This is a genomic window from Hanstruepera sp. CR43 (genome assembly GCF_055227665.1).
In genome coordinates this window covers 1,411,735-1,435,626 of sequence record NZ_CP200078.1, presented here as the reverse complement: position 1 = coordinate 1,435,626, position 23,892 = coordinate 1,411,735, and the positions used below count along the sequence as shown (strand labels likewise).

Sequence of the window (23,892 nt, the reverse complement as noted above, 5' to 3'; positions counted from 1 at the left end):
ATTGAGTATGAAAACCAAGATTTTTTTTGTTGGGATTATATTGATGGTTTTCAGTTGTAAATCTAAAAAAGTTACCCATATGGAGCCTTGTTTAGTAATAAGATATCAATTGAAGCATAAAATTGATCAATATATAATGAATGGAAGAATTGCTCAAAACCCATTAATTTTAAAAGATGGAGAGTCTTATAAACTTTACAATGAAATTGACAGTTTAGAATTAGATACGACTTTTGTTCAAATTTCCAATCATTCATTTGTTCCTAAAAATTCTCAATATTTCATTAGTCTATTCGGAGAAAATGCTAAAGATGGTGTTGTCGCTTTAGAAACAAAAATGAAAAAGAATTATGTAAGTGATGAAACAATATTGCTTGTAAATGGTATTGAAACTAATAGAAAAGAATTAAGAAAAATTGAAAGGAGAAATACATTAAAAATTCAATATTCTGTTCCAAATATTAGAATTAATGAAGAGAAAAGTATTAATGTATTAGCATTTTATTTATTAGAAAAACAATAGTTAGTATTTGTTTTAAGTATAATTTAATCGTGTTAAAAAGTGAAACTAAAAGCCATAATTGTAGAAGACGAAAAAAACAGTCGGGATATTTTAAAGAATTACTTGGGTAAGTACTGTCCCAATGTTCAGGTGCTTGGTGAGGCTGAAAATATTGATCAAGCCTTGGAACTTATCAGAAACAATGAGCTAGACTTGGTTTTTTTAGATGTTGAAATGCCTTATGGAAACGCATTCGATCTATTGGAAAAGGTTGGTGACATTAATTTTGAAACCATATTTGTGACAGCCTATAATCAATATGCCATGGATGCCTTGAATGCCCATGCATCATACTACCTTATGAAACCAATTTCTATAGAAGAATTGATTAAAGCGGTTGATTATGTGGTTGAAATAAAAACCAAGGAAAACGCCCTGCATGAAGAGGTGCTCACGCCAAAAACCAATCCAGTCAATGGTAAAATTACCATTCCGCAACAAGATGGTTTTGAGGTTATTAATACTGCAGATATCATGTTTTGTAAAGCCGATGATAATTACACCGAGATATATTTAAATAACAATAAAAAGAAGTTGGTGAGTAAAACCTTAAAGTATTTTGAAGATGCCCTAAATGGAGGTGGTTTTGCCAGAGTCCATAAGTCCTATTTGGTCAATGTCAATGAAATTGTAAAATATGTTAAAGGCAAAGGCGGTAGTGTGGTTTTAAGTAATGGAAAACAAATTATGGTATCGGCATCAAAAAAGTCAGATTTATTGTCTTATTTTAAGTAATTTGTCGTTTAGCTTTAATGTAATAATCTTATTAAAAGAATTTGAATATGCCCATAATTAAACCTGTGAATGGAAAACATCCTGAAATACCCAATGATTGCTTTATAGCTGATAACGCTACCATTGTTGGTGAAGTCAGTATGGGATCCGAATGTAGTGTTTGGTTCAATGCCGTTATTAGAGGTGATGTCCATTTTATTAAAATGGGTAATAAGGTAAATGTTCAGGATGGCGCTGTTATTCACGCTACCTATCAAAAATCGCCAACAACCATTGGTAACAATGTATCTATTGGTCACAACGCGATTGTACATGGTTGTACCATTCATGATAATGTGCTGATTGGTATGGGCAGTATCGTTATGGATGATTGTGTTGTTGAAAGTAATAGTATTATTGCCGCTGGAGCTGTAGTCACTCAAAATACCAGAGTGGAAGCAGGCAGTATTTATGCAGGTGTTCCTGCAAAGAAGGTTAAGGATATCAGTAAGGAATTAATATCTGGAGAAATTGACCGAATAGCCAATAATTATGTGAAATATTCCACTTGGTTTAAAGAAGAATAGTATGAAGAATTTGTGTTTTATTCTAGTGATTGGCCTTTTGGTTGTTGCCTGCAAGCGTGATAAAAAACCGCAGACAGCAAATGCAAAAGCATATCCTGAAATTGAACAGCTTAACTGGTTAGTTGGCAATTGGGAAAATACAACTGAACTGGAACAGTCTTATGAAAATTGGACTCAAAAAAACGATAGTACCCTTTTGGGACATAGTTTCACTTTAATTGGGACTGATACTGTTTTTGCAGAAAAAGTAACTTTAAAGCAAGTTGATGATGAGGTGTTTTTTACGGTCATTGCCTATCAGCAAAATGATGATAAGCCCATAACTTTTAAACTGTCATCTACCGAGGCAGGTATTTTTACATTTGATAATCCAGAGCACGATTTTCCAACGCGCATTTCATATTCAAATCCTTCAAAAGATTCCATTCATGCATGGATAGAAGGGCAGGTGGATGGTGAATTTCAAAAAATTGATTTCAAATTTCAACGCTCTAATTAAAAATTCAATTGAATAACTTCGTGCCTATTTTCCAGAAGAGAAGCCATAACTTCGGGATTAGCGTTGCTATAAAACTGGAGCGTGGGTTTTTTAGCAATAGTATTTACCAGATCATATTGATTAAGAATAGCTAGGGTTTGCTTGGCAACTGCTTCTCCTGAATCAATAATTTTAATGTGATTTGGGAGCAGTTCCAGAAGTTGAGGTATGAGGTATGGATAATGCGTACAGCCTAAAACCAAATAATCAATATTGGCATTGATCATAGGTTGCAAATAGGCTTGTAATAAAGCATTCATTTCTGGGGAATTCAGCTTTCCTGATTCAATTAAGGGAACAATGCCTTCACCTTCTTGTTCGATTACATGAATCCCATTACTGTAAAGGTCCGTGGTTTGATGAAACAATTCACTTGAGAGTGTTCCTTTTGTTGCTAAAATACCTATAGCTTTTGTTTGTGTTTTAAGTGCTGCTGGTTTAATAGCGGGTTCAATACCAATAAACGGTATGTTATAATTATTTCGGAGTGTTTTTATGGCATTAGTTGTAGCTGTATTACAAGCTACCACAATCAGTTTGCAACCTTTTTCAATCAGGAATTCAGTGTTCTTAATGCTCAATTCCATAATCTTTTCTCGAGATTTGTTACCGTAAGGCGCATTTTTACTATCGGCCAGATAAATGGTATTTTCATAAGGCATTAGAGCATGTATTTCCTTCCAAATGGAAGTGCCACCAACACCAGAATCAAATATGCCAATTGGATTTGTATTCATACAGTATAAAAATAAAAAAAGCCACTTTAAAAAGTGGCTCTAGAATTTATATTTTAAAAAAATTAAATACCTAATTCTTTTTTAACATCATCCAATAAGTTTTTGCCATCGGCCATAATAACGCCACCACCTTGAGTAGAGTCTAAAACATATTGAAATCCTTGCGCTCTGGCAACTTTTAAAATAGCTGCTTTTGCTTTTTCAGTGATAGGCTTTAATAAATCAAGTTCTTTTTGTTGCATTTGTTGTTGCGCAGTACCTTGGTATTGTTGAATGTTTTGTTGCATGGTTTGTACTTCAACCAAACGCTTTTGATTTTCTTCATCTGTTTTAGATGAAGCTTCAGCTTCGTACTGCTTCATCTTGTTTTGATATTCAGTAGCCATAGCCTTGATATCAGCCTCGTAGGTTTTTCCAAGCTTTTCCATTTCAGCCTGAGCAGCTGCCATTTCTGGCATAGCCTGAATAAGATCTTGGGTATTAATATGAGCAACTTTGCTTTGAGCTTGTGTAAAACTTGTAGCTCCAATAAATAATGCTGCTGCAAATAATAGGGTTTTGAATTGTTTCATTGTAAAAGTATTAATGTGTGTTATAAATTATTAATTATCGCCTCCATCGTCGTCGGGTGCTTCTTCTTGTTCGTCGTCGTTATTATTTTGTTGATTCTCTCTTTCTTCTTGCGCTTGTTGTCTTTCTTCCAGTATTCTTTGTTTCCGTGCCTCAAGCTCTTGTTTTCTACGTTCCCTATCAGCTAATTTAGCTTGTCGGCGTTCTTCGGCAATCTGTTCTGGAGTTTTGGCTTCCTCATCAGTGCCTGTTTCACTTTCTTCACTAACCGTGCCATCTTGAACATCTTCAACGGTTTGTTGTTGATTTCGCTCATTCATTTTAGCTTCCCTGGCTGCATTTCTAGCTTCTATGATACTGTCTCTACGTCTTTGGGCAGCTTGTTTTCTGGCTTCCCGTTCATCCAAAACAGCTTGTTTTCGTTCTTCATCAGCTGCTTGTTTGGCTTCCAACTCCTCATTAATTTCAATAACCACATCTTCTTCCTTTGCAGCTTTTCTTTCGGCTTTAGAGCCTGCTTGTTGGCGTTTGGCACTTCTCGTTATACTTCTGATAACCTGTTCGCTAAAATCAAAACGTTTGGCTGAATAGAGCATAACTACATCAGCTGATTTGTCAAAGACAAAATCATATTTTTGTTTTTCAGCAATATCCTGAACTGCTGCAAATATTTGATCTTGAATGGGCTGAATCAATTGTTTTTTTTGAATCATTAAATCACCATTGGGTCCAAAACGTTTTTGCTGATAATCCAATATTTCCTTTTCCTCAAATGCAATATCTTCTTCGCGTTCTTCAATCAATTCTTTGGTTAAAAGTGCTTTTTCATTGCTCAAGTCTTTACGCTTTTGTTCAATGCCGCTCAATTGTGTTTCAATTTCGCTCTTCCATTTCTGAACTTTATTTTCCAATTGTAAAGTTGCTTCTTGATATTCAGGAACATTTTCAAGTATGTATTCTGTATCTATATAGCCTATTCTCACACCACGTTGAGCAAATGTAGAAAGGCTTAACATGAATACCACAGTCACTAAAAAAAGAACTTTTAATTTCATCTGTTTCATATTTTATAATTTATTGACCTATAAATTCTAAAACGACAGAGCTTTATAATTATTCTACCCATTCAGAATTTATCTTTTCAAAATTAATGAATTTTAACTTTAAAAAAATTAATTCGAGTTTAAATAACTAAAATGGTAGTAGAAAATATCGTGCCAAAATTAAAATTGCTGACCAATTATGAAATGTGTTTCCCAACCATTGGCTTTAGTTTGTCCCGGTAGCGGATCAAATCCATAACCAAAATCAATACCTAATAATCCAAATGCAGGCATGAAAACTCTTAAACCAGCACCTGTAGATCTATATAACGAAAAAGGGTTGTAATCTTTAAAGTCATTGTAAGAAACACCTCCGTCAACAAACCCTAAAACAAATATCTTGGCTTGAGGTTTTAGACTCACAGGATAACGTAACTCCAACGAAAATTTATTATAAATACTACCACCATCATTGGTTACATTGCCATTATCGTCAATAGGTTGTAAAGATTGGTTAGGGTAGCCTCGAAGCGCTATGGCTTCACGACCATCTAAACTAAAATTACCTAATCCATCACCACCTAAAAAGAATCTTTCAAAAGGTATGACACCTCTGTATTGGTTGTAAGCTCCCAGGAAACCAAATTCCAGACTGGACTTAACAATTAGCTTGTCTACCAAACGGGTGTACCAATCACCTTTCATCTTGATTTTATAAAATTCAAGCCATTTATAACGTTCCTGGTCAATAATACCCATTTGTTCATAGGCTTGGCCGCGTAATATTTGAGAATAACTAGCATCATTATAGATAGCTTCATATCCTTCACGTTCTTCAGCTAGGGCTTTGTAATCAACACCATTAAACAATGAATACGGAAGCGAAAGCTTGGCACTTATACTAAAACTTGAACCACCCATAGGAAAAATAGGATCATTATAGGTGTTGTTTCTACTTAAGCCAATAGTGTAGGATAAATTGTTGGAATATCCATCACCAAATGTAAAAAGCCCTGTGTTATAGTTTTTGAGGTTGTAATGTTGGTAACTTATAGCTTGGGATAAGGTGAAATAATCATCAGGTATCGTTAAGCGTTTTGCCAAACCAACAGTAATACCTGTAATATTAAAACGCTTGTCTCTATCGGCATTTCCTGTTTGAGGATCATATAGGAACTGTTTGGAATGGGAAAGCGATGTTGAAAACTGAACAGGTTTCTTACCACCCATCCACGGTTCTGTAAATGAAAAGCTATAAGTTTGAAAAAAGCGACTGGCCTGCAATCTTAAAGCAAGTTTTTGACCGTCACCTCTTGGGACAGGTTTGTAAGCATCAAGGTTAAAAATATCTCTTAAAGAGAAATTGTTGAAAGATAGTCCTAAAGTTCCGATAAAACCACCACCACCGTAGCCACCTTGTAGCTCAATTTGACTAGAGCCTGTTTCTACTAAACCATACTCTAAATCAATGGTACCTTCATTGGGATTAGGGTTTTTAAAGTTTGTAGCAATTTGTTCAGCATCAAAAAAGCCTAATTGACTCAATTCACGGATGGTACGTACAACTTTTTCCTTGCTATATAATTGACCTGGTCTTGTGTGTAACTCTCTATAGATAACGCGGTCATTGGTAACATCATTACCCGTAACGGTAATGTTATTAAAATATACCGGTTTACCTTCAGTAATCCGGATTTCCATATCTATAACATTCCCATCTGTATTAACTTCTACAGGGTTAATGGTTGAAAATAAATATCCTGAATTCTGATATAGGTTAGTGATATCATTGGCGTCTGGTTTTGTATTATCGGCAATTCGTTTTTCCAATTCCACTCCATTATAAACATCACCTTTGTTAATACGTAATACATTTTTAAGGGTTTGGTCAGAATAAACCGTATTTCCAATAAATTTTATATCTCCAAAATGGTATTGATCGCCTTCTTCAAGTTTTATTTGAAGGGTAATGTTCTTTTTGTCATTATGAATAATAGTATCCGAAATAACACGAGCATCACGATAACCATTTTCCTTGTATTTGTCTACAAGACTAATTAAATCTTCTTTATAATTTTCTTCAATATATTTTGAACGTTTAAAAGGGTGGCCAAAAACACTTTTTTGTTTGGTGTTTTTCATGGCCTTCCGCAATTTGGATTCAGTTAAAACACTATCACCAACGAACACAATATCTTTTACTTTAACTTTTTTGCCTTTATCAATATTAATAACCATATTGACTTGCGGTCGACTGGTTGAATCTTGGACTTCTATGGTATTGATATAAACTTTGGTGTTTAAGAAGCCATCTTTTTGATATTTATGGGTAAGATAGTTTTTGGTTGTAGTTAAAAGGTTTTCGGTAACTTTTACACCAGTTTGTAGGTTGTTTTCCTTGATAAGGTCATCCTTTTTACCCTTTTTAATGCCGTTTATTTTAAGCTCATTAAGTTCTGGTAAATCGAATAGTCTGATTTCAATATAGGCAACATCGCCTTCTGTTTTGGTTAAATAAATATTGATATCACTGAATAAATTAGATTTCCATAGTTTTTTGATAGCTTCACTAATTTTATCACCTGGAATTAATATTTGCTGACCCTTTCTTAATCCAGAATAGGTTACAATGGTTTGTGGGCTAAAATGGGTATTACCAGAAACAGTTATATCGCCTAAAGTGTATTGTTTACCTTCAGTTGTAAAAGTTTCTTGAGCTTGTGTTTGGAAACTACCTAGTAGAAATAAAAAAGTAATTGTTAGACCTATATATGTTTTCAATGATGTTAGCTTAATTAAGTTGTTCGCTTGTTTTCCCAAATCGTCTTTCTCTTTTTTGATATTCAATAATAGCCTCATATAAATTTTCTTTGGTAAAATCGGGCCAAAGAACAGGTGTAAAATACAATTCTGCGTAAGCTATTTGCCATAATAGAAAATTACTAATTCGTTGTTCGCCACTTGTGCGTATCAATAAATCTACATCAGGTAAATTATGCGTGTAAAGATGCTTATTTATAACCGATTCATCAATTTTTTCAGGCGAAATTATATTATTTTTAACTTTAATACTTATTTTTTTAACGGTATTTAATAATTCTTCCCTTGATCCATAGCTCAAAGCCAAAGACAGGCACATTCTTTTGTTGTCTTTAGTCTTTTCAATGACCTCCAATAGCTCTTTTCGAACCTTCTTGGGAAGTTCATCTAAACTGCCAATTGCAGAAAGTTTAATATCGTTGTCGTTTAAAGTCTTTATCTCTTTTTTTAGTGAGGAAACCAATAACTTCATTAAAGTTTGTACCTCTAATTTTGGTCTGTTCCAGTTTTCGGTAGAAAATGCATAGAGCGTTAAGTTTTCAATCCCTAACTCGGCACAACTCTCTACGGTATTTCTAACTGATTTGGTGCCATTTTCATGACCAACCGTTCTTAAGAGCCCTTTTTGTTTTGCCCAGCGACCATTGCCGTCCATAATAATGGCAATATGTTTTGGGAGTGATTTTATGTCAATAGATTCTTTTAGGCTCATTTTAGAAAATGCAAAAACAAGGTTTTTTGCCAAATGTGTATGTTAGTGTAAGACCAGTAAACATGTACCAGTCATTGTTGTTGATGTTACCAAAACTATGAATGTCTTGGATGTCTTTGGAATCTGGAACGCTACCATCCAATTCATCAGAAAATGTATAACGTGCACCTATTTCGGCAGCAATAATGATACTATCCAAAAGGTTCATTTTAAATCCTAAAGTCATTGGAATTCCATAAGCGTAACTGGATGTGTTTTCCGATCGCAGCTGTCCTTGTTGATTGAAATAAAAATTGTCATGATAAGCTACTGTTATACCCGTGTATAAATAGGGAGTAGCTACATTTTTACCAGTATGTAAGTCAAAATCAAAAAAGGTAAACTCCAATCCTGCAGAGGCTTCAATTATTTGATTGGAAAACGAATAATTACGTTCAATCCGTCTTGGATCATCTGATTCCGAATCTTTTCCTTCTAATTCAGTGTAAATCAATGAGAATCTAAAGGAATGCCGTGGACTTCTATTCCACTTATAAACACCGCCAAATGCAGGTTTATTTGGAGATATATATTTGGTGGATCCAACATCGCCAATAAAATTACTTCCACCAACATACAATCCAATTTCATGAGTTTGAGATTGGCAAAGTTGATAGCCGAAAAATAATAATACGATAACGGTTAAATCCCTCATAAATGTTCAAAAGTTTGCAAATATAATAAATATGATTAGCCTATGACAATTTGAATCAAATTGTATTTGATTTAAACTGTTTTTAGTACAAATTATTGTTTAGTTGCGTTTGTCTTCTCCCCAAAGTAATTTTTTTCGGAGAGTATCCAAAAAACTTTCTTCCAATAATTCAATCATTTTTATTGTGAAAGGAGCTTTTTTTATGGTTACTACGGTATCGTTTGATAATGTAGCAATTCGGGAGTCTAATGAGACCAAATAATTATCTTCTCGACCACTTACACGCAATTGAATTTCAGTAGAGTCAGTAATAACGAGTGGCCTAGCACTTAAATTGTGGGGAGCGATTGGTGTAATAACAAAACTATTGGTGTCCGGTGTTATTACAGGTCCACCACAGCTCAAGGAATATCCAGTTGAACCCGTTGGAGTTGATACTATCAATCCGTCACTCCAATAGGAAGTAAGATATTCGCCGTTTAGCCTGGTTTCAACGGTTATCATGGAAGTCGTATTTTTTCGGCTAACGGCAATTTCGTTTAGAGCAAAATCAAGAATTTTAAATTCTTCGTGCTCCGGATCCGTGGCAATGGTCAATAAGTTACGTTCGGATATTTTGTATTTGTTATCTAAAATAGCATCAATAGCCTGAATGATGTTCTCATTTTGAATGGTGGCTAAAAACCCTAATCTGCCGGTGTTTATTCCAATAATAGGAATATCAAAATCTTTAACATAAGTAATGGCCCTCAATATAGTTCCATCGCCACCTATACTAATTAGTAAATCATAACTCGATTCTAAAATGTCAAATGTTTTATGTATTTCAGAGTCAAAAAGATTGTTGAATAGGTTTTTGGCATTATTGAAAAATTGACGCTCAATATAAATTGACACATTTTTGGTTTTAAAATGGTCTAAAAGAATTTGAAGCGACTCTTCGTTACTTTTTTGATAGGATTGACCAAAAACAGCAATTTTCATAACCTTACATGTTTAAATATTTATTCAAATATTCCGATCGTTCTTTAAGACTCTGTAAATAGCTGTCTTCTTCATGTCCTGAAACAATATTGTAACTGTACCGCCTAAAGGTTTGCATGATATCATTTAATCCAGTATTTCCAATTTTTAGTGTTATCTGGACGATATCATTTTCAATTTTTGAAATAAAAGCCCCCAATAGTTTTCCGTCATTGGATTCTACTATTTGACTAACTTCACTAAAGGAATAGTCAACAAGTCCTTTTTCAATAACCAAAATGCCACCAGCTTCGGAGAAAAAAGGTGTTTCATTAAACAAGCTAATGATGTCATTTAATTCATAATATCCTAGATACGTGTTTTTGGCATTAAGAACAGGCATGATATTGGTGGAGTTCATGGCAAAGGCCTCAAGAACATCTAGCCAATTGGTTGTGTCCCGAACAAAAAAGCCTTCAATGGCATGAGCATACTCCAAAATATCTTTTCTGCTATCAAAACAATGTGCATCAGTTTCAGACATACAACCCAAATAAATATTGCTTGCATTTTTTATTGGAATATGCGAATAGGTTAGCTGATTGAACAATACCTGTATATCACCAACTTTATCAGTGTTGTTTAAAGGTTTTATATCGTTTATAATGTATTCTGAAAGATTCATTTGTGAGCATGGCTATGAACATGCAAATTAATTAAAAAATACTACATTAAGCCTTAACGAGTTTGTATTTTTGTATTCAAAAAAATAGAGAATGACTAAATTAAGTGTGAATATTAATAAGATAGCGACTTTAAGAAATTCCCGAGGTGGAAATGAACCAAATGTGGTTCGTTTTGCTCAAGATTCTCAACGTTTTGGAGCAGAAGGCATTACCATTCATCCGAGACCAGATGAACGTCATATCCGTTATCAGGATGCCTATGATTTGAAATCAGAAGTTTACACCGAATACAATATTGAAGGCAACCCTATTGCAAAATTTGTAGACATGGTTTTAGAAATAAAACCAACTCAAGTAACCTTGGTTCCCGATGCTGTTGATGCCATAACAAGCAATGCGGGATGGGATACTATAAAACATCAGGATTTTTTAATTGAGACCATCAAAGAATTTAAAAATAATGGCATTCGCACCTCTATATTTGTAGATCCTGTATTGAAGCAGATTGAAGGTGCCAAAGAAACTGGAACCGATAGAATTGAGCTTTACACCGAGGCTTATGCGCATCAATATGGATTAGGAAATAAAAATGCCATCCAACCTTATGTGGCATGTGCTGAATTAGCCAATAATCTAGAATTGGGTATTAATGCAGGTCATGACTTATCCTTGGATAACATCCGCTTTTTTAAGGAAAACATTCCTGGTCTATTAGAAGTTTCTATTGGGCATGCTTTAATTTCCGAAAGCCTGTATTTAGGAGCTGAAAATGTTATTCAAATGTATTTGCATAAACTAAAGTGATGGATTTATACTCAAATATTCTAGGTGAAGGAAAACCATTTATAATCTTGCATGGCTTTTTGGGTATGGGCGATAATTGGAAAACATTGGGTCAACAATTTAGTGAAGCTGATTATGAAGTGCATTTGGTTGATCAACGCAATCATGGCAGGAGTTTCCATGATGAGGTTTTTAATTATGATGTCTTGGTAGAGGATTTAAAGCACTATTTAGATGATAAGGCATTAAGAGAAATAGTGCTTTTGGGGCATTCCATGGGAGGGAAAACGGCTATGCTATTTGCTACTAAATATCCGGAATATGTCAATAAGCTAATTGTAGCCGATATTTCACCAAGATATTACCCTGTACATCATGATACCATTCTTGAAGGTTTAAACAGTTTGGACTTTTCTAAAATAAAAAGTAGAGGTGCCGCCGATAAACAATTAGCTAATTATGTGCCCGAATTTGGTATACGTCAGTTTTTATTAAAAAATTTGTATTGGAAAGAAAAAGGACAGCTAGCGTTGCGAATGAATATTGACGTTTTGCGTGAGCAAGTAAGTGAGGTTGGTGAGGCTTTGCCGGTTCATGCCAGGTTTGAAGGTGATGTATTGTTTTTACGAGGTGATAAATCGGAATATATAGGGCATCAAGACGAGGCCATCATCAAAAACCACTTTCCTCATTATAAGTTGGTAACGATTTCTAACGCAGGTCACTGGTTGCATGCTGAAAATCCCGAAGATTTTTACAATGCTGTAATCAGTTTTTTAAACTAAAAAATTGTACCTTTTTAAAAACTAAACATTAAAGATTATGAAAATTATTTTAAAGGTATTACTAACCGCTGTTGCCGTTGTTTTATTATCCAAGTTATTGTCAGGTGTTTCAGTGGATGGCTATACAACAGCCATAATTGTTGCTGCGGTTTTAGGCCTTCTCAATATTTTTGTTAAACCATTGTTGGTGCTTTTTACTTTGCCGGCAACCATCCTGACATTGGGTTTATTCTTATTCGTAATAAATGCCTGTATCATTCTTTTGGCTGATAAATTGGTGGATGGGTTTATGGTGAGTAGTTTTTGGACAGCATTGTTGTTTAGTATACTGCTAACCATTTTACAATCTATATTTTACTCCGTTTTGGGAGAGGAGAGAACGGACTGAAATACAATACGTTAAAATACTTTGTTGGAGTGTGAAAAAGTACTACTTTTGCACTCCAATTTTTATAGTTAGAAAATGAATATTACAAGAGAAAACATTGATGCGTTAAATGCTGTCGTAAAAGTAGATATTGCTAAAGAAGATTATAATGACAAAGTCGAAAAAATCTTATCAGATTATCGGAAAACAGCCAACATTCCAGGATTTAGAAAAGGACATGTGCCAATGGGAATGGTGAAAAAACAATATGGTAAAGCTGTATTGGTTGATGAGGTTAATAAATTACTTCAAGATGCATTAAACAAATATTTAACTGAAGAAAAATTAGATGTTTTAGGTAATCCATTACCAAAACCTCAAGATAATTTAGATTGGGACGCCGATAAATTGTCGTTTGAATTCGAATTGGGTTTAGCACCTGAATTTGATGTCAACCTAAAACCAAAGAAAGCCTTCATTCATTACATTATTGTTGCTGGAGATAAAATGATCAATGATCAAGTTGAGAATATCCAAAAGCAGTATGGTAAACTGGTTTCCCAAAAAGAGGTAGCTAAAGACAGTGAAATCACGGGTGTTTTTAAAAATGAAGAGCGTGAAATTGAAAACACGGTGACTTTAACTTTAGATAAATTTAAAGGAAAAGCTACTGAAAAGAAATTTGTAGGAGCCAAAGCAGGAGATGTTATTGAGCTTAAAACTAAAGGCCTTTATGATGATGAGCACGAATTAATGCATGCATTAAAATTAGGTCATGACGATGTTCACGGTTTGGATATCAATGTAACATTTACCATTACTGAAATCAACGAACGCGTATTGGCGGATTTAGATCAAGAGTTATTTGATAAGTTGTTTGGAAAAGGTGTAGTAACTTCGGTAACTGAATTGAAAGAGAAGATTAAAGAAGATGCTGAAAAGCAATTTACGCAACAGTCTGATCAAAAACTATTAAATGATGTTACTGAATATTTAGTAGAAAACACCAAGTTTGATTTGCCATCAGCATTTTTACAAAAATGGATGCAAACTGCAGGTGAACAGGAATTGTCTGAAGAGCAAGCAAAAGAGGAATATGAGAAGTCTGAAAAAAGCTTACGTTATCAGTTAATTGAAGGCAAATTAATCACGGACAATGATATCAAAGTAACTATGGATGACATTAAAAATCATGCAAAAAACATGATTAAAGCTCAAATGGCACAATTTGGGCAAATGAATCCATCTGACAAAGAGCTAGAAGACATTGCTGCACGTGTATTATCGAATCAAGAAGAGGCGCGTCGTATTTCAGAACAAATTATTAGTCAAAGACTATTGGCCATGTATAAAGAAAAAGCCAACATCAAGACTAAAGAAATTACTTATGATGACTTTGTAAAAGAAGTATATGGTGATAAATAAGCCATAAAGCTTTTAAAGAATAAATCATTATATTTAGGCGCTGAAACTATTAAAGTTCAGCGCCTAAATTTTTATAAAAAACCCTATATATAACTATGGATTACGCTAAAGAATTTGAAAAATTCGCTATAAAGGACCAAGGGATAAGCAGCACATATTACAACAAGATAATAAGCAGTATGTATCCTACCAATTTAACTCCAAACATCATTGAAGAACGCCAAATGAACATTGCGATTTTTGACGTGTTTTCGCGCTTGATGATGGACCGTATTATTTTTCTTGGCACAGGCATTAATGATCAAGTTGCCAATATCATTCAGGCCCAGTTGTTGTTTTTGGAAAGCACAGATTCCTCAAAGGATATTCAAATCTATATTAATTCGCCGGGAGGAAGTGTTTATGCTGGACTGGGAATTTATGATACCATGCAATTTATAAAGCCAGATGTAGCAACAATTTGTACAGGAATGGCTGCATCAATGGGTGCTGTATTATTATGTGCTGGAGAAAAAGGTAAACGTAGTGGATTAACGCATTCACGTGTCATGATTCATCAGCCTTTAGGAGGAGCTCAAGGTCAAGCAAGTGATATTGAAATTACAGCCAGAGAAATTCTTACATTAAAAGAAGAGCTTTATAAAATAATCAGTAAGCATTCTGGTCAGGATTACGACAAAGTGTATTCTGATAGTGATCGTGATTATTGGATGAAAGCCGATAAAGCCAAAGAATATGGAATGATTGACGAAATATTGGTACGCAGTTAATCGTTATTAAAAGAATACAGAATTTAGATTTATGTCAAAGGAAGATTTAGAATGCTCGTTTTGCGGTCGAAAAAAGCCTGAAACCAATTTACTTATTGCCGGATTGGATGCTCATATCTGCGATAGGTGTATTGAACAGGCGCATGGAATAGTTTTAGAGGAATCTAAACAAAGTGATAATAGTGAGCTTTCTGCTGAATTAATGCTTCGAAAACCTCAAAAAATAAAATCATTTCTTGATGAATATATCATTGGTCAAGAGGCTACCAAAAAGGTAATGTCTGTTGCAGTTTATAATCACTATAAGCGTTTATTGCAACCACCATCAGATGATGATATTGAAATTCAAAAAAGTAATATTATCATGGTTGGTCAAACGGGTACAGGAAAAACCCTGATGGCCAAAACAGTTGCTAAAATGTTGAATGTGCCATTAGCTATAGTTGATGCTACCGTTCTAACTGAAGCAGGTTATGTGGGAGAGGATGTTGAAAGTATTTTGACAAGACTTTTACAGGCTGCTGATTATAATTTGGAAAAAGCAGAAAAAGGTATCGTATTTATTGATGAAATTGACAAAATAGCCCGCAAAAGTGACAATCCTTCAATCACACGAGATGTCTCTGGCGAAGGTGTGCAGCAAGCTTTATTGAAATTATTGGAGGGTACTACAGTTAATGTTCCACCTAAAGGAGGCCGAAAGCATCCTGATCAAAAATTTATTGAAGTTAACACGGAAAATATTTTGTTTATTGCAGGTGGTGCTTTTGATGGGATTGAAAAAGTTATCTCCAAGCGTTTGAACATGCAGGCTGTTGGATACAGTGCTTCTATGTCAGATGAGCGTGTTGATCAGGCTAATCTATTACAATATATTATTCCAAAAGATTTAAAGGACTTTGGTTTAATCCCCGAGATAATTGGGCGATTACCAGTGTTGACCTATATGGATCCGCTGGATGCCGATACGTTAAGAGCCATTTTAACAGAACCAAAAAACGCTATTATTAAGCAATATAAAAAGTTGTTTGAAATGGATGAAATTGATTTCAGTATTACGGATGGCGCTTTGGATTTTATTGTTGATAAAGCTATTGAATATAAACTCGGTGCCAGAGGGCTTCGCTCATTATGTGAAGAAATTTTAACTGATGCCATGTTTGAAATGCCGGGAAGTGACGAAAAGGAATTAAAAGTCACGAAAGCTTATGCTGAAGATAAGATTACTAAAACGACTCTCAAAAAATTGAAAGCCGTATCTTAAATATAAATAGACTTATTAAAGACCACTGTATTAAGATGCAGTGGTTTTTTTATGCCTTAAATTTAAAATATTCATAACCCTCAATATTCACAAGGATTAGCAATAATCCGTAAATAGAATCCTCAATAGGGATGTTGAACAACCTGATACCCAAATTTTCTAAATCATTATACCAGACTATAGGTTCCACAAGGAAACTCCCTGTTAGAACGCCATTGCTCAAAATAAAAAATGGAAAAATAAATAAGTAACTCAAATAATGATAGGAAAGATCTTTCTTTTTAATAATTAAATACGTCAAATAGAGACTGGCACTAAAAAATGTTACGGATGTATATAACCTATTGTAGTAAATGATTGCTGTAATTAATAAAATGCCAATTAAAGCATAGGAAATAATATGGTGTATTTTTTTAATGGGATTCTTTTTGATTAAGAATTTAAATGCGAAATAACTGAAAACACAACAAAAAGGAATGCAAATAAAAAACAGGATTTCCTCTAAAGGGATAGCACCTAAATAAATTCCAGTTACATAATCATTATTAAATCCCCAAACCCCAATTTCAGTAAACCAATAGTCCCAAATTAAAAAAATTATTGCCACTAAAATATTAGCCTTGAAAAATGAATTCCATTCTCTGTAAAAAGGTTTTTTTGGATAAAAGCTAGCAAATAAGGGTATACTTATACATGCCAGATTAACCAAAAGATAAGTAAAGGATTTCATTATTTGTATTGGTCATGATATTTTTTTGGAACATAAAGCATTCCAAAACACTCACCATCTTCTTTTCCTAAATGCTTATGATGAACTTTGTGTGCTTTTCTCAAACCTAGTAAAAATTTATTTTTAGTGTGTTTAAACCACTTAAAGCGCTGATGGATTAAAACATCATGAACCAAAAAATAGGTTACACCATAAAAGAAGATACCGAGACCAATGAAAAACATGAAATTAAGTTCGGGAACTAATCCAAAATAGAACAATAAGATACTGGGAATGGCAAAAATCACGAAAAAAGCATCGTTTTTTTCAAAAACATGTGGATATTTTGGTTGATGATGATCTTCATGCAAATACCATAAAAACCCATGCATAATGTATTTATGGGTGAACCATGTAATGAGCTCCATTAAGAAAAACGTTGCGAAAGTTATTATGATAAATAAAAGAATCTGCATATCGTAATGTAAGAAAATTTAAGCTTATTAAAAAGCATGTAATTTATATCTAATGTAAGATTTGGTTAGTATGAACAATTTCAATCCATTTGAAATTCTGATGCGTTCAGTGGCTATTTTTTTGGAATCAGCTTTTTTTAGTTTTTTAAGTAACTTTAAATAGTATCTATAAGCAATATAAACGCCAAGCTTACTTTCCATGGGTAACTGAATGATTCCTTTGTACGCTATTTGTAAATCCTGTTCGATATCTTGAACAATTTCTTTTTTCGAAACATTGTTCAACGCGTTACTGGATAAGTTGGGGAAATAGGATCTGCCCAGTTTTTCAGTATCATCTTTAAAATCCCTTAAAAAATTAACTTTCTGGAATGCAGACCCTAAATGTTTAGCTGCGTGTTTTAAATCGTTGAATTTTTCTTCATCATTATTTACAAAAACCCGCAAACACATGAGTCCAACAACATCAGCAGAACCATAAATATAATTCTCATAATCTTCTTGGGTAGTATAATCTGAAACATACAAGTCAGCTTCCATACGCTTTAGGAAGTCTTCAGCGTAGTTTTCTAGCTTATAATGTCTGGCTACTTCTTGAAACGAGTTTATAATAGGGTTTAGACTTATTTTTCGTTCCAGAGCCTTATGATATTCATCAACAAAATCTTTAAATAGTTCACTTTGATCGTAGTTTTCAAATGAATCAACTATTTCATCAGCATAGCGTACAAAACCATAAATGGCATAAATGGCTGGCCTGATTGAAGGGGCGAACAGTTTTATACCAAGTGAAAATGACGTGCTGTATGAATTGGTTACAATTTTACTGCATTTTAAACTGGATTTGTCAAATAGTGCTTTCATAATTTGTGATATTTGTTGATTAAATCACTGACAATTTTGCCAGAAATAAGGGATGGCGGAACTCCAGGTCCAGGAACCGTTAACTGGCCACAGAAATATAAGTTCGATACTTTTTTACTTTTTAATTTTGGTCTTAAGATGTGCGTTTGCATTAAGGTATTAGCTAAACCATAAGCATTGCCTTTATAGGAATGGTAGTCTTCTTTAAAATCTTTAACACAGTAAGATTCTTTGAACAAAATATGTTCTCTGAGGGTTTCCCCAGTAATAGTTTCCAATCGGGTTATAAGTTGATCAAAATAACGTTCTCGAATGGCTTGAGTGTCCTCAATATCTGGAGCGATTGGAATAAGGAAAATACCAGCTTCTTTATCTTCTGGAGCAGATGAATCATCTGTTATACTCGGAAAACTGGCATAGAACAACGGTTTTTCAGCCCATTCTTTGGTGTCATAAATGGTTTTGGCATGAGCTTCAAAATCCGTGTCAAAAAATAAGGTGTGATGAGAGATATTCTTCAGCTTTTTATTAAAACCAACATAGAATAATAAGGCTGAAGGAGCAAACGTTTTTTTATCCCAGAAGGTTTCTGAATATTGCCTGAACTTTTGAGGTAAAAGCGATTCAGTATGATGATAGTCTGCGCCACTTAACAAAATATCACAGTCATAGGATTTTGTTTTAGTGTTAACTTGTGAAACTTTACCGCCAACAATTTCTATATTACTAACTTCAGAATCAGTTAGAACAGTCACACCTAGACTTGTTGCAAGGGTATTCATGGCTTGAACAACTTGATACATGCCACCTTTTGGATGCCAAGTTCCCAGCTTAAAGTCTGCATAATTCATGAAATTATAGAAAGACGGTGTGTTACTTGGTTTCGCCCCCAGGAATAACACTGGGAATTCTAGTATCTTTTGTAATTTTTCATTTTTAACATAACCAGAAACTTGATTTTTGATAGTTTGTATAAACTCATGAAGTTTTAAAAATGTTTTACCATTGATAATTTCGAAAATGTTTTCACCAGGCTTATAAACTAAATCTTTTATGGCTATGTTATAGTTTATTTGAGCCTTGTCAATGAACTTTTGTAAATTTTCACCACTTCCTAGCTCTATGGATTCGAATGTTTCTTTAATATTTTCAAGGTTATCAGAAATACTAACTGAATCATCTTTTCCAAAGTATATTTGATAGGCTGGATTAAGTTTTTCTAGTTTGTAATAATCTTTAGTGGATTTATTAAAATCATTAAAGAATCGCTCAAAAACATCAGGCATCCAATAAAAAGTAGGCCCGATATCAAATGTAAAACCATCTTTCTTTAATTGGCGGGCACGTCCACCAACTGTTTTGTTTTTCTCTAAAACAGTAACGGTATGTCCACTATTGGCTAGATAGCAGGCAGCAGAGAGTGATGAAAACCCTGAACCGATGATGATAATGTTTTTAGCGGACATCTTTAAATTTACGTTTTTTTAATGAAGTCAACCGATAACCATATTGAGTTACCGGTTGACTAACTAACTAACTTAAAACAACTGAAACTAGATCGTTTTTAAGAAATGATTTTTAAAATTGACTAATTCCAATATTAGTTTGGTAACATAACCTTATTAATTACATGTATGACACCGTTAGCTGCTTGAACATCTACAGCGACTACACCTATATCGGTGGCACCAGATCCGTCAGTTATATCGGCTATGTTATCTCCAGTTCCTGGGACATTTAAAGTAAAAGAACCTCCTTGTAAAGATGTGACCATATTCGCACCAGGCATAAGATCACTGGATGTTACGTTGGCTTCACTTGCAACATGATACAATAAGACCGTTGTCAAAGTAGCTTCATCTGGAACACCTCCAAGTTCTTGAATTAGGGCATCAAAAGCATCATTAGTTGGGGCAAAAACAGTGTAATCTGGATTAATACCATCAGCATTACTACCGGAAGTTCTTGATAAAATCCCTGCAAAATCTGTACCTGGAGTTAAATCAGTTAATGCTGAAACTAGCGTAGAGAAGTTAGGATCTGCCGCAGCAAATGTCACCACTGTTGGTAAGCCAATTACAGCATCAACAGCATGAATGATACCATTGGTTCCCACAACATCTGCCTCAAATACATTAGAAAAACCATTAAAACTGACACCGCTGCTCGTATTAAAATACAAACTCATAGCATTACCACCAGCACCTGTGGCTAAAGTATTTGTATATCCTGCTCCAGCATCTACTAGTGTTTCGGCATTTACAGCATCAGTTAAAACATGATTTAAAAGAATTTGTCTTAAAACAGCCGTATCAACACTACCTAATGGTACACCATCAAGGAATGTTTCGAACGCATCGTTGTCAGGAGCAAGAACCGTATAAGGTCCATCTAATCTCAAATCTGAAACCAAATCACCATCAGCAGCACCCAATGCGGTCACTAAACTTGAAAAAGCAGAGTTATTAATTGCATGGTCAACAATGTCAGGCAGGCCTAATACGCCGTTAATAATATGAATGGTACCATTTGACGCGTCAATATCTGGCGTGGTTACAGTTCCAGCATTATTAAATCGAACACCATTTGATGTGTCGAAATAAATACTAATGTTCATCCCTGTAGCACCAGTAGCACTTCCTGAAGCGTATCCTGCACCCATGGCAACCAAATCAGTAGAGGTTACATCTGCCATAATTACGTGGTTTAATAAGATTTGAGAAAGCACGTCAGTAGGAACATCTTCTAAAGAAGCAAAACCGTTTTGATTTAAAAACGCCGTAAAGGCAGCATTGGTAGGTGCTAAAACGGTAAATGGGCCATCACCATTTAAAACACTAACCAAGTTTCCGTCTGCTCTAGTCAATGCGGCTACTAGGGTTGATAATTCAGGAGTGTCAAGGGCTATCTCAACAATATTTTGTTGTTGTGGGTTCGGATTTGAGGGCGTGGAGTTGTCATCATCACTACTACATGAAACGCCTACAAAGGCCAGGCAAAATAATAGTAAAGTAATTTTTAAATTTTTCATTTTGTCAATTGTTTTTAGTTAAACACTAGACAAATGTATAAATAAATTTAATATTGTCAAATTAAAAATTAAAAAAACTAGACAAAAATAAATTTGTTCATTATGAATATTAATTTTTTTTGTATAAGTTTGTACAGTAAATTGCTAGACATGAGTAAATACACTATGGCGCAAATCGTGACTTTAACAGGTATCAATGCGCATACCTTGCGAAAGTGGGAAACACGATATAATATAATTGATCCCGAAAGAACGGATACCAACATCAGGTACTATTCAGATGCACAGCTTAAAAAACTGCTGAACATCAGCTTATTGACCAAAAATGGCTTTAGAATATCAAAGATTGATAAAATGTCTGAATCTGAAATCCATGAAGCGGTTAGTAATCAGGTATCAGATGCACACCATGAAGCTGAAATAAATGCAATGATTTCAGCCATGTTAGATATGGATGAAAGGGCGTTTGACCAAATTTTTAAAGAACAAATAATCAAACGGGGTCTTTTAGCCACTACCGTTGAAATTATTTATCCATTTTTGAATCAGGTTGGTGTGCTTTGGGGAATTGATAAAGTTATGCCAGCGCAAGAGCACTTTATCTCAAGTCTTATCAAAAAACGATTTTACTCCTCCATTGACCAATTGCCTTATTCGAAAAATGAGTCACCTTCAATTGTGATGTTTCTCACAGAATATGAGCATCATGAGTTAGGTCTTTTGCTTGCTTATTATATCGCAAGAAAAATGGGGTGGAAAGTTTACTACTTGGGACAAAATGTTCCCATAGTCAATTTGAAACAGGTTTTACAAGATGTCAAACCAGATGTTATGTTCACCATGTTCGTCACACCAATTCATAAAACAATCATACCCAAAGTCGATGACCTATTTGCCCATGCGGGAAACACACCATTGTGGGTTTCCGGTAACCCTGATAACATAGACGAAATAAAAAATGATAAAAGGGTATTTTATTTACCAACACCTGAAGATTTTATAGATAAACTGAAAGAGAAAGATTGATGGCTTTCATCAAAAAAAAGAACCCACTCAATCGAGTGGGTTTTTTATTTGGTTGTATGGATAGTTGTTAATTAATACTTATACATTATGAATAAAGTATATTGTTCAATGATTAATAGCTCTGTAAAACTATCATTTTTTTTGTAAGAATAAAGAGACTGTATTAATTTTTAGATTAACCACCTTTTAAATTCGATTACAGTTTTTTTTTGGCTAATTTCTTCGTTTAAATACTATGATTTAAATTTAATAAATCGTCTAAATAATTTCGCGAATTTGATAATCTGGGAACTTTGTGTTGACCGCCTAATTTATTATTCTCCTTAAGCCAATCATAGAACAAACGTTCTCTAGCCATATGGATTTTAGGTTTATTCAAGGTCATGTTGTTGTAGCGTTTGGCTTCGTAATCTGAATTCAAGGCTTTTAAAGCATTGTCTAGCAGTTCGTTGAAATAATCAATATCATTAGGAGGTGTCTTGAACTCGATGAGCCATTCATGGGCTCCTTTTTCTTTGCCATCCATAAAAATGGGTGCTGCTGTATAATCTACAATCTCTGATTTGGTTTTTTTACACACTTTTTTCAGTGCATCTTCGGCATTTTCAATGATTAACTCTTCTCCAAATGCATTAATATGATGTTTGGTTCTTCCTGAAACTTTTATTCTATATGGGTTGACAGATGTAAACCTTACCGTGTCACCAATTTTATAGCGCCAAAGCCCAGCATTAGTAGTAATGATTACCGCATAATTTTTATTGACTTCTACCTCACTCAGTGGAATAACTTTTTCGTTTTTGGTGCCATAGGTATCCATAGGAATAAATTCATAAAATATGCCGTAGTCTAACATCAACAATAATTCACTGGATCTATTTTGATCTTGTATGGCAAAGAAACCTTCAGAGGCATTATAAATTTCGTAATATCTAAAATCTTTTTTGGGTAGAATTTTTTTATACTGATCAACATAAGGCAGAAAACTCACGCCTCCATGAAAGTACACTTCTAGGTTGGGCCAAATATCAAAAAGATTGTCTTTGCCCGTTTCCTCCAAAACATTATTAAGTAGTACAAGCATCCAAGAAGGCACACCTGCCAAACTGGTAACATTTTCTTGAATTGTTTCATTTACGATGGCTTGCATTTTTTCTTCCCAGTTACTCATTAATGAAACTTTGCTACTTGGGGTGCTACTGAATTCAGCCCAAAAAGGCATGTTATCTATAAGTATGGCTGAAAGATCTCCAAAAACGGTTCCGTTTTCTTTATAAAGTTCTTTACTGCCTCCAAGTCTTAAACTTTTTCCAGTGAATAATTGAGAGTCTTCATTGTTGTTGAGGTACATGCAAAGCAAATCTTTACTCGCTGCGTAATGACAATCTTCTAATGAATCTTCACTAACAGGGATAAATTTGCTTTTCGCGTTAGTAGTGCCACTGGATTTGGCGAACCATTTTATGGGTTGCGGCCAAAAGATGTTATCTTCGCCCAGACGCGATCGCTCAATATAGTCTTGATAGTCTTCGTAAGTTGATATAGGAATCTGCTCCGTAAATGCTTGATAACTATTGATGGATTCAAAGCTATATTTTTTACCAAGCTCGGTGTCTTTTGCTTTAGCCAACAAGTTGTTTAGTAATTCTGTTTGTACTTCATTGGGGTATTTTAAAAACAATTCAATTTGATGAAATCGTTTTTTTAAAAACCATGAAGCAATTGAATTTACTATAGGAATTGGCATATTTGCATTATCTTTAAAA

At 34.2% G+C, this 23,892-nt stretch carries 25 protein-coding genes; 11 read left to right on the top strand and 14 right to left on the bottom strand.

Translation table 11 applies throughout. From position 1 onward, the window contains the following. The first annotated feature begins 7 nt into the window (after positions 1 to 7). The 4 genes from ACKXGU_RS06615 to ACKXGU_RS06600 are packed head-to-tail and all read left to right on the top strand — an operon-like array spanning position 8 to position 2,362. Entirely contained in the window at positions 8 to 523 is a 516-nt protein-coding gene (locus ACKXGU_RS06615) for a hypothetical protein (RefSeq protein ID WP_463467262.1), read from the top strand. A 39-nt stretch (positions 524 to 562) separates the two neighbouring features. Further along, positions 563 to 1,297, top strand: a complete 735-nt coding sequence (locus ACKXGU_RS06610) for a LytR/AlgR family response regulator transcription factor (protein WP_463467261.1) — start codon at positions 563 to 565, stop codon at positions 1,295 to 1,297. A 47-nt stretch (positions 1,298 to 1,344) separates the two neighbouring features. Then, positions 1,345 to 1,863, top strand: a complete 519-nt coding sequence (locus ACKXGU_RS06605) for a gamma carbonic anhydrase family protein (RefSeq protein ID WP_463467260.1) — start codon at positions 1,345 to 1,347, stop codon at positions 1,861 to 1,863. Between the two features lies 1 nt (position 1,864). After that, positions 1,865 to 2,362 carry a DUF6265 family protein gene (locus ACKXGU_RS06600; protein WP_463467259.1) on the top strand — a complete coding sequence of 166 codons (498 nt, stop codon included), beginning with the start codon at positions 1,865 to 1,867 and terminating at the stop codon, positions 2,360 to 2,362. Here ACKXGU_RS06600 and murI read toward each other — a convergent pair. From murI to ACKXGU_RS06560, 8 genes are all read right to left on the bottom strand, one after another. After that, on the bottom strand, positions 2,359 to 3,138 hold the full coding sequence (gene murI, locus ACKXGU_RS06595) for a glutamate racemase (RefSeq protein ID WP_463467258.1): 780 nt from the start codon (positions 3,136 to 3,138) through the stop codon (positions 2,359 to 2,361). The two genes, ACKXGU_RS06600 and murI, sit on opposite strands and share 4 nt — an antisense overlap. A 62-nt stretch (positions 3,139 to 3,200) precedes the next feature. Beyond that, positions 3,201 to 3,710: an OmpH/Skp family outer membrane protein gene (locus tag ACKXGU_RS06590; RefSeq protein WP_463467257.1), complete on the bottom strand. Its 510-nt coding sequence runs from the start codon at positions 3,708 to 3,710 to the stop codon at positions 3,201 to 3,203. Between the two features lie 30 nt (positions 3,711 to 3,740). Next, positions 3,741 to 4,763, bottom strand: coding sequence for an OmpH/Skp family outer membrane protein (locus ACKXGU_RS06585; protein WP_463467256.1), 1,023 nt, complete (start codon positions 4,761 to 4,763; stop codon positions 3,741 to 3,743). A 168-nt stretch (positions 4,764 to 4,931) separates the two neighbouring features. Then, a complete protein-coding gene (locus ACKXGU_RS06580; RefSeq protein ID WP_463467255.1) occupies positions 4,932 to 7,610 on the bottom strand; it encodes a BamA/OMP85 family outer membrane protein in 2,679 nt (892 codons plus the stop codon). Next, a complete protein-coding gene (locus tag ACKXGU_RS06575) occupies positions 7,543 to 8,283 on the bottom strand; it encodes an isoprenyl transferase (protein ID WP_463467410.1) in 741 nt (246 codons plus the stop codon). The genes ACKXGU_RS06580 and ACKXGU_RS06575 overlap by 68 nt, the downstream gene beginning before the upstream one ends. Position 8,284: 1 nt before the next feature. Then, a complete protein-coding gene (gene porG / locus ACKXGU_RS06570; protein WP_463467254.1) occupies positions 8,285 to 8,977 on the bottom strand; it encodes a type IX secretion system protein PorG in 693 nt (230 codons plus the stop codon). 99 nt (positions 8,978 to 9,076) lie between these two features. Beyond that, entirely contained in the window at positions 9,077 to 9,961 is an 885-nt protein-coding gene (locus tag ACKXGU_RS06565) for an NAD kinase (protein WP_463467253.1), read from the bottom strand. A gap of 4 nt (positions 9,962 to 9,965) precedes the next feature. After that, entirely contained in the window at positions 9,966 to 10,625 is a 660-nt protein-coding gene (locus ACKXGU_RS06560; RefSeq protein ID WP_463467252.1) for a CBS domain-containing protein, read from the bottom strand. A gap of 91 nt (positions 10,626 to 10,716) precedes the next feature. Between ACKXGU_RS06560 and ACKXGU_RS06555 the strand changes: the two genes are divergently transcribed. The 6 genes from ACKXGU_RS06555 to clpX all read left to right on the top strand — a co-directional run bounded on the left by ACKXGU_RS06555 (position 10,717) and on the right by clpX (position 16,020). Further along, a complete protein-coding gene (locus tag ACKXGU_RS06555; RefSeq protein WP_463467251.1) occupies positions 10,717 to 11,430 on the top strand; it encodes a pyridoxine 5'-phosphate synthase in 714 nt (237 codons plus the stop codon). Beyond that, positions 11,430 to 12,194 carry an alpha/beta fold hydrolase gene (locus tag ACKXGU_RS06550; RefSeq protein WP_463467250.1) on the top strand — a complete coding sequence of 255 codons (765 nt, stop codon included), beginning with the start codon at positions 11,430 to 11,432 and terminating at the stop codon, positions 12,192 to 12,194. Before ACKXGU_RS06555 ends, ACKXGU_RS06550 begins: the two co-directional genes overlap by 1 nt. 37 nt (positions 12,195 to 12,231) lie before the next feature. Beyond that, complete coding sequence (locus tag ACKXGU_RS06545) at positions 12,232 to 12,582, top strand: phage holin family protein (protein ID WP_463467249.1); 351 nt, start codon at positions 12,232 to 12,234, stop codon at positions 12,580 to 12,582. A 75-nt stretch (positions 12,583 to 12,657) separates the two neighbouring features. Then, on the top strand, positions 12,658 to 13,986 hold the full coding sequence (gene tig, locus ACKXGU_RS06540; RefSeq protein ID WP_463467248.1) for a trigger factor: 1,329 nt from the start codon (positions 12,658 to 12,660) through the stop codon (positions 13,984 to 13,986). A gap of 95 nt (positions 13,987 to 14,081) precedes the next feature. After that, positions 14,082 to 14,756, top strand: a complete 675-nt coding sequence (clpP, locus tag ACKXGU_RS06535) for an ATP-dependent Clp endopeptidase proteolytic subunit ClpP (protein WP_103051669.1) — start codon at positions 14,082 to 14,084, stop codon at positions 14,754 to 14,756. A 31-nt stretch (positions 14,757 to 14,787) separates the two neighbouring features. Beyond that, a complete protein-coding gene (gene clpX / locus ACKXGU_RS06530; protein WP_463467247.1) occupies positions 14,788 to 16,020 on the top strand; it encodes an ATP-dependent Clp protease ATP-binding subunit ClpX in 1,233 nt (410 codons plus the stop codon). Positions 16,021 to 16,069: 49 nt separating this feature from the next. Here the strand turns inward: clpX and ACKXGU_RS06525 are convergent, their stop codons facing one another. From ACKXGU_RS06525 to ACKXGU_RS06505, 5 genes are all read right to left on the bottom strand, one after another. After that, positions 16,070 to 16,750: a lycopene cyclase domain-containing protein gene (locus ACKXGU_RS06525; RefSeq protein WP_463467246.1), complete on the bottom strand. Its 681-nt coding sequence runs from the start codon at positions 16,748 to 16,750 to the stop codon at positions 16,070 to 16,072. Then, positions 16,750 to 17,205 carry a sterol desaturase family protein gene (locus tag ACKXGU_RS06520; protein ID WP_463467245.1) on the bottom strand — a complete coding sequence of 152 codons (456 nt, stop codon included), beginning with the start codon at positions 17,203 to 17,205 and terminating at the stop codon, positions 16,750 to 16,752. The genes ACKXGU_RS06525 and ACKXGU_RS06520 overlap by 1 nt, the downstream gene beginning before the upstream one ends. A 27-nt stretch (positions 17,206 to 17,232) precedes the next feature. Then, positions 17,233 to 18,069: a phytoene/squalene synthase family protein gene (locus tag ACKXGU_RS06515; RefSeq protein ID WP_463467244.1), complete on the bottom strand. Its 837-nt coding sequence runs from the start codon at positions 18,067 to 18,069 to the stop codon at positions 17,233 to 17,235. Next, positions 18,066 to 19,535: a phytoene desaturase family protein gene (locus tag ACKXGU_RS06510; protein ID WP_463467243.1), complete on the bottom strand. Its 1,470-nt coding sequence runs from the start codon at positions 19,533 to 19,535 to the stop codon at positions 18,066 to 18,068. Before ACKXGU_RS06510 ends, ACKXGU_RS06515 begins: the two co-directional genes overlap by 4 nt. Positions 19,536 to 19,669: 134 nt before the next feature. Continuing rightward, positions 19,670 to 21,100 carry a fasciclin domain-containing protein gene (locus tag ACKXGU_RS06505; protein WP_463467242.1) on the bottom strand — a complete coding sequence of 477 codons (1,431 nt, stop codon included), beginning with the start codon at positions 21,098 to 21,100 and terminating at the stop codon, positions 19,670 to 19,672. Between the two features lie 150 nt (positions 21,101 to 21,250). Between ACKXGU_RS06505 and ACKXGU_RS06500 the strand changes: the two genes are divergently transcribed. After that, positions 21,251 to 22,126 (top strand): MerR family transcriptional regulator, encoded by an 876-nt coding sequence (locus ACKXGU_RS06500; RefSeq protein ID WP_463467241.1) that lies wholly within the window; start codon positions 21,251 to 21,253, stop codon positions 22,124 to 22,126. A gap of 226 nt (positions 22,127 to 22,352) precedes the next feature. Here the strand turns inward: ACKXGU_RS06500 and ACKXGU_RS06495 are convergent, their stop codons facing one another. Continuing rightward, on the bottom strand, positions 22,353 to 23,873 hold the full coding sequence (locus ACKXGU_RS06495) for a GH3 auxin-responsive promoter family protein (RefSeq protein ID WP_463467240.1): 1,521 nt from the start codon (positions 23,871 to 23,873) through the stop codon (positions 22,353 to 22,355). Positions 23,874 to 23,892: the final 19 nt, after the last annotated feature.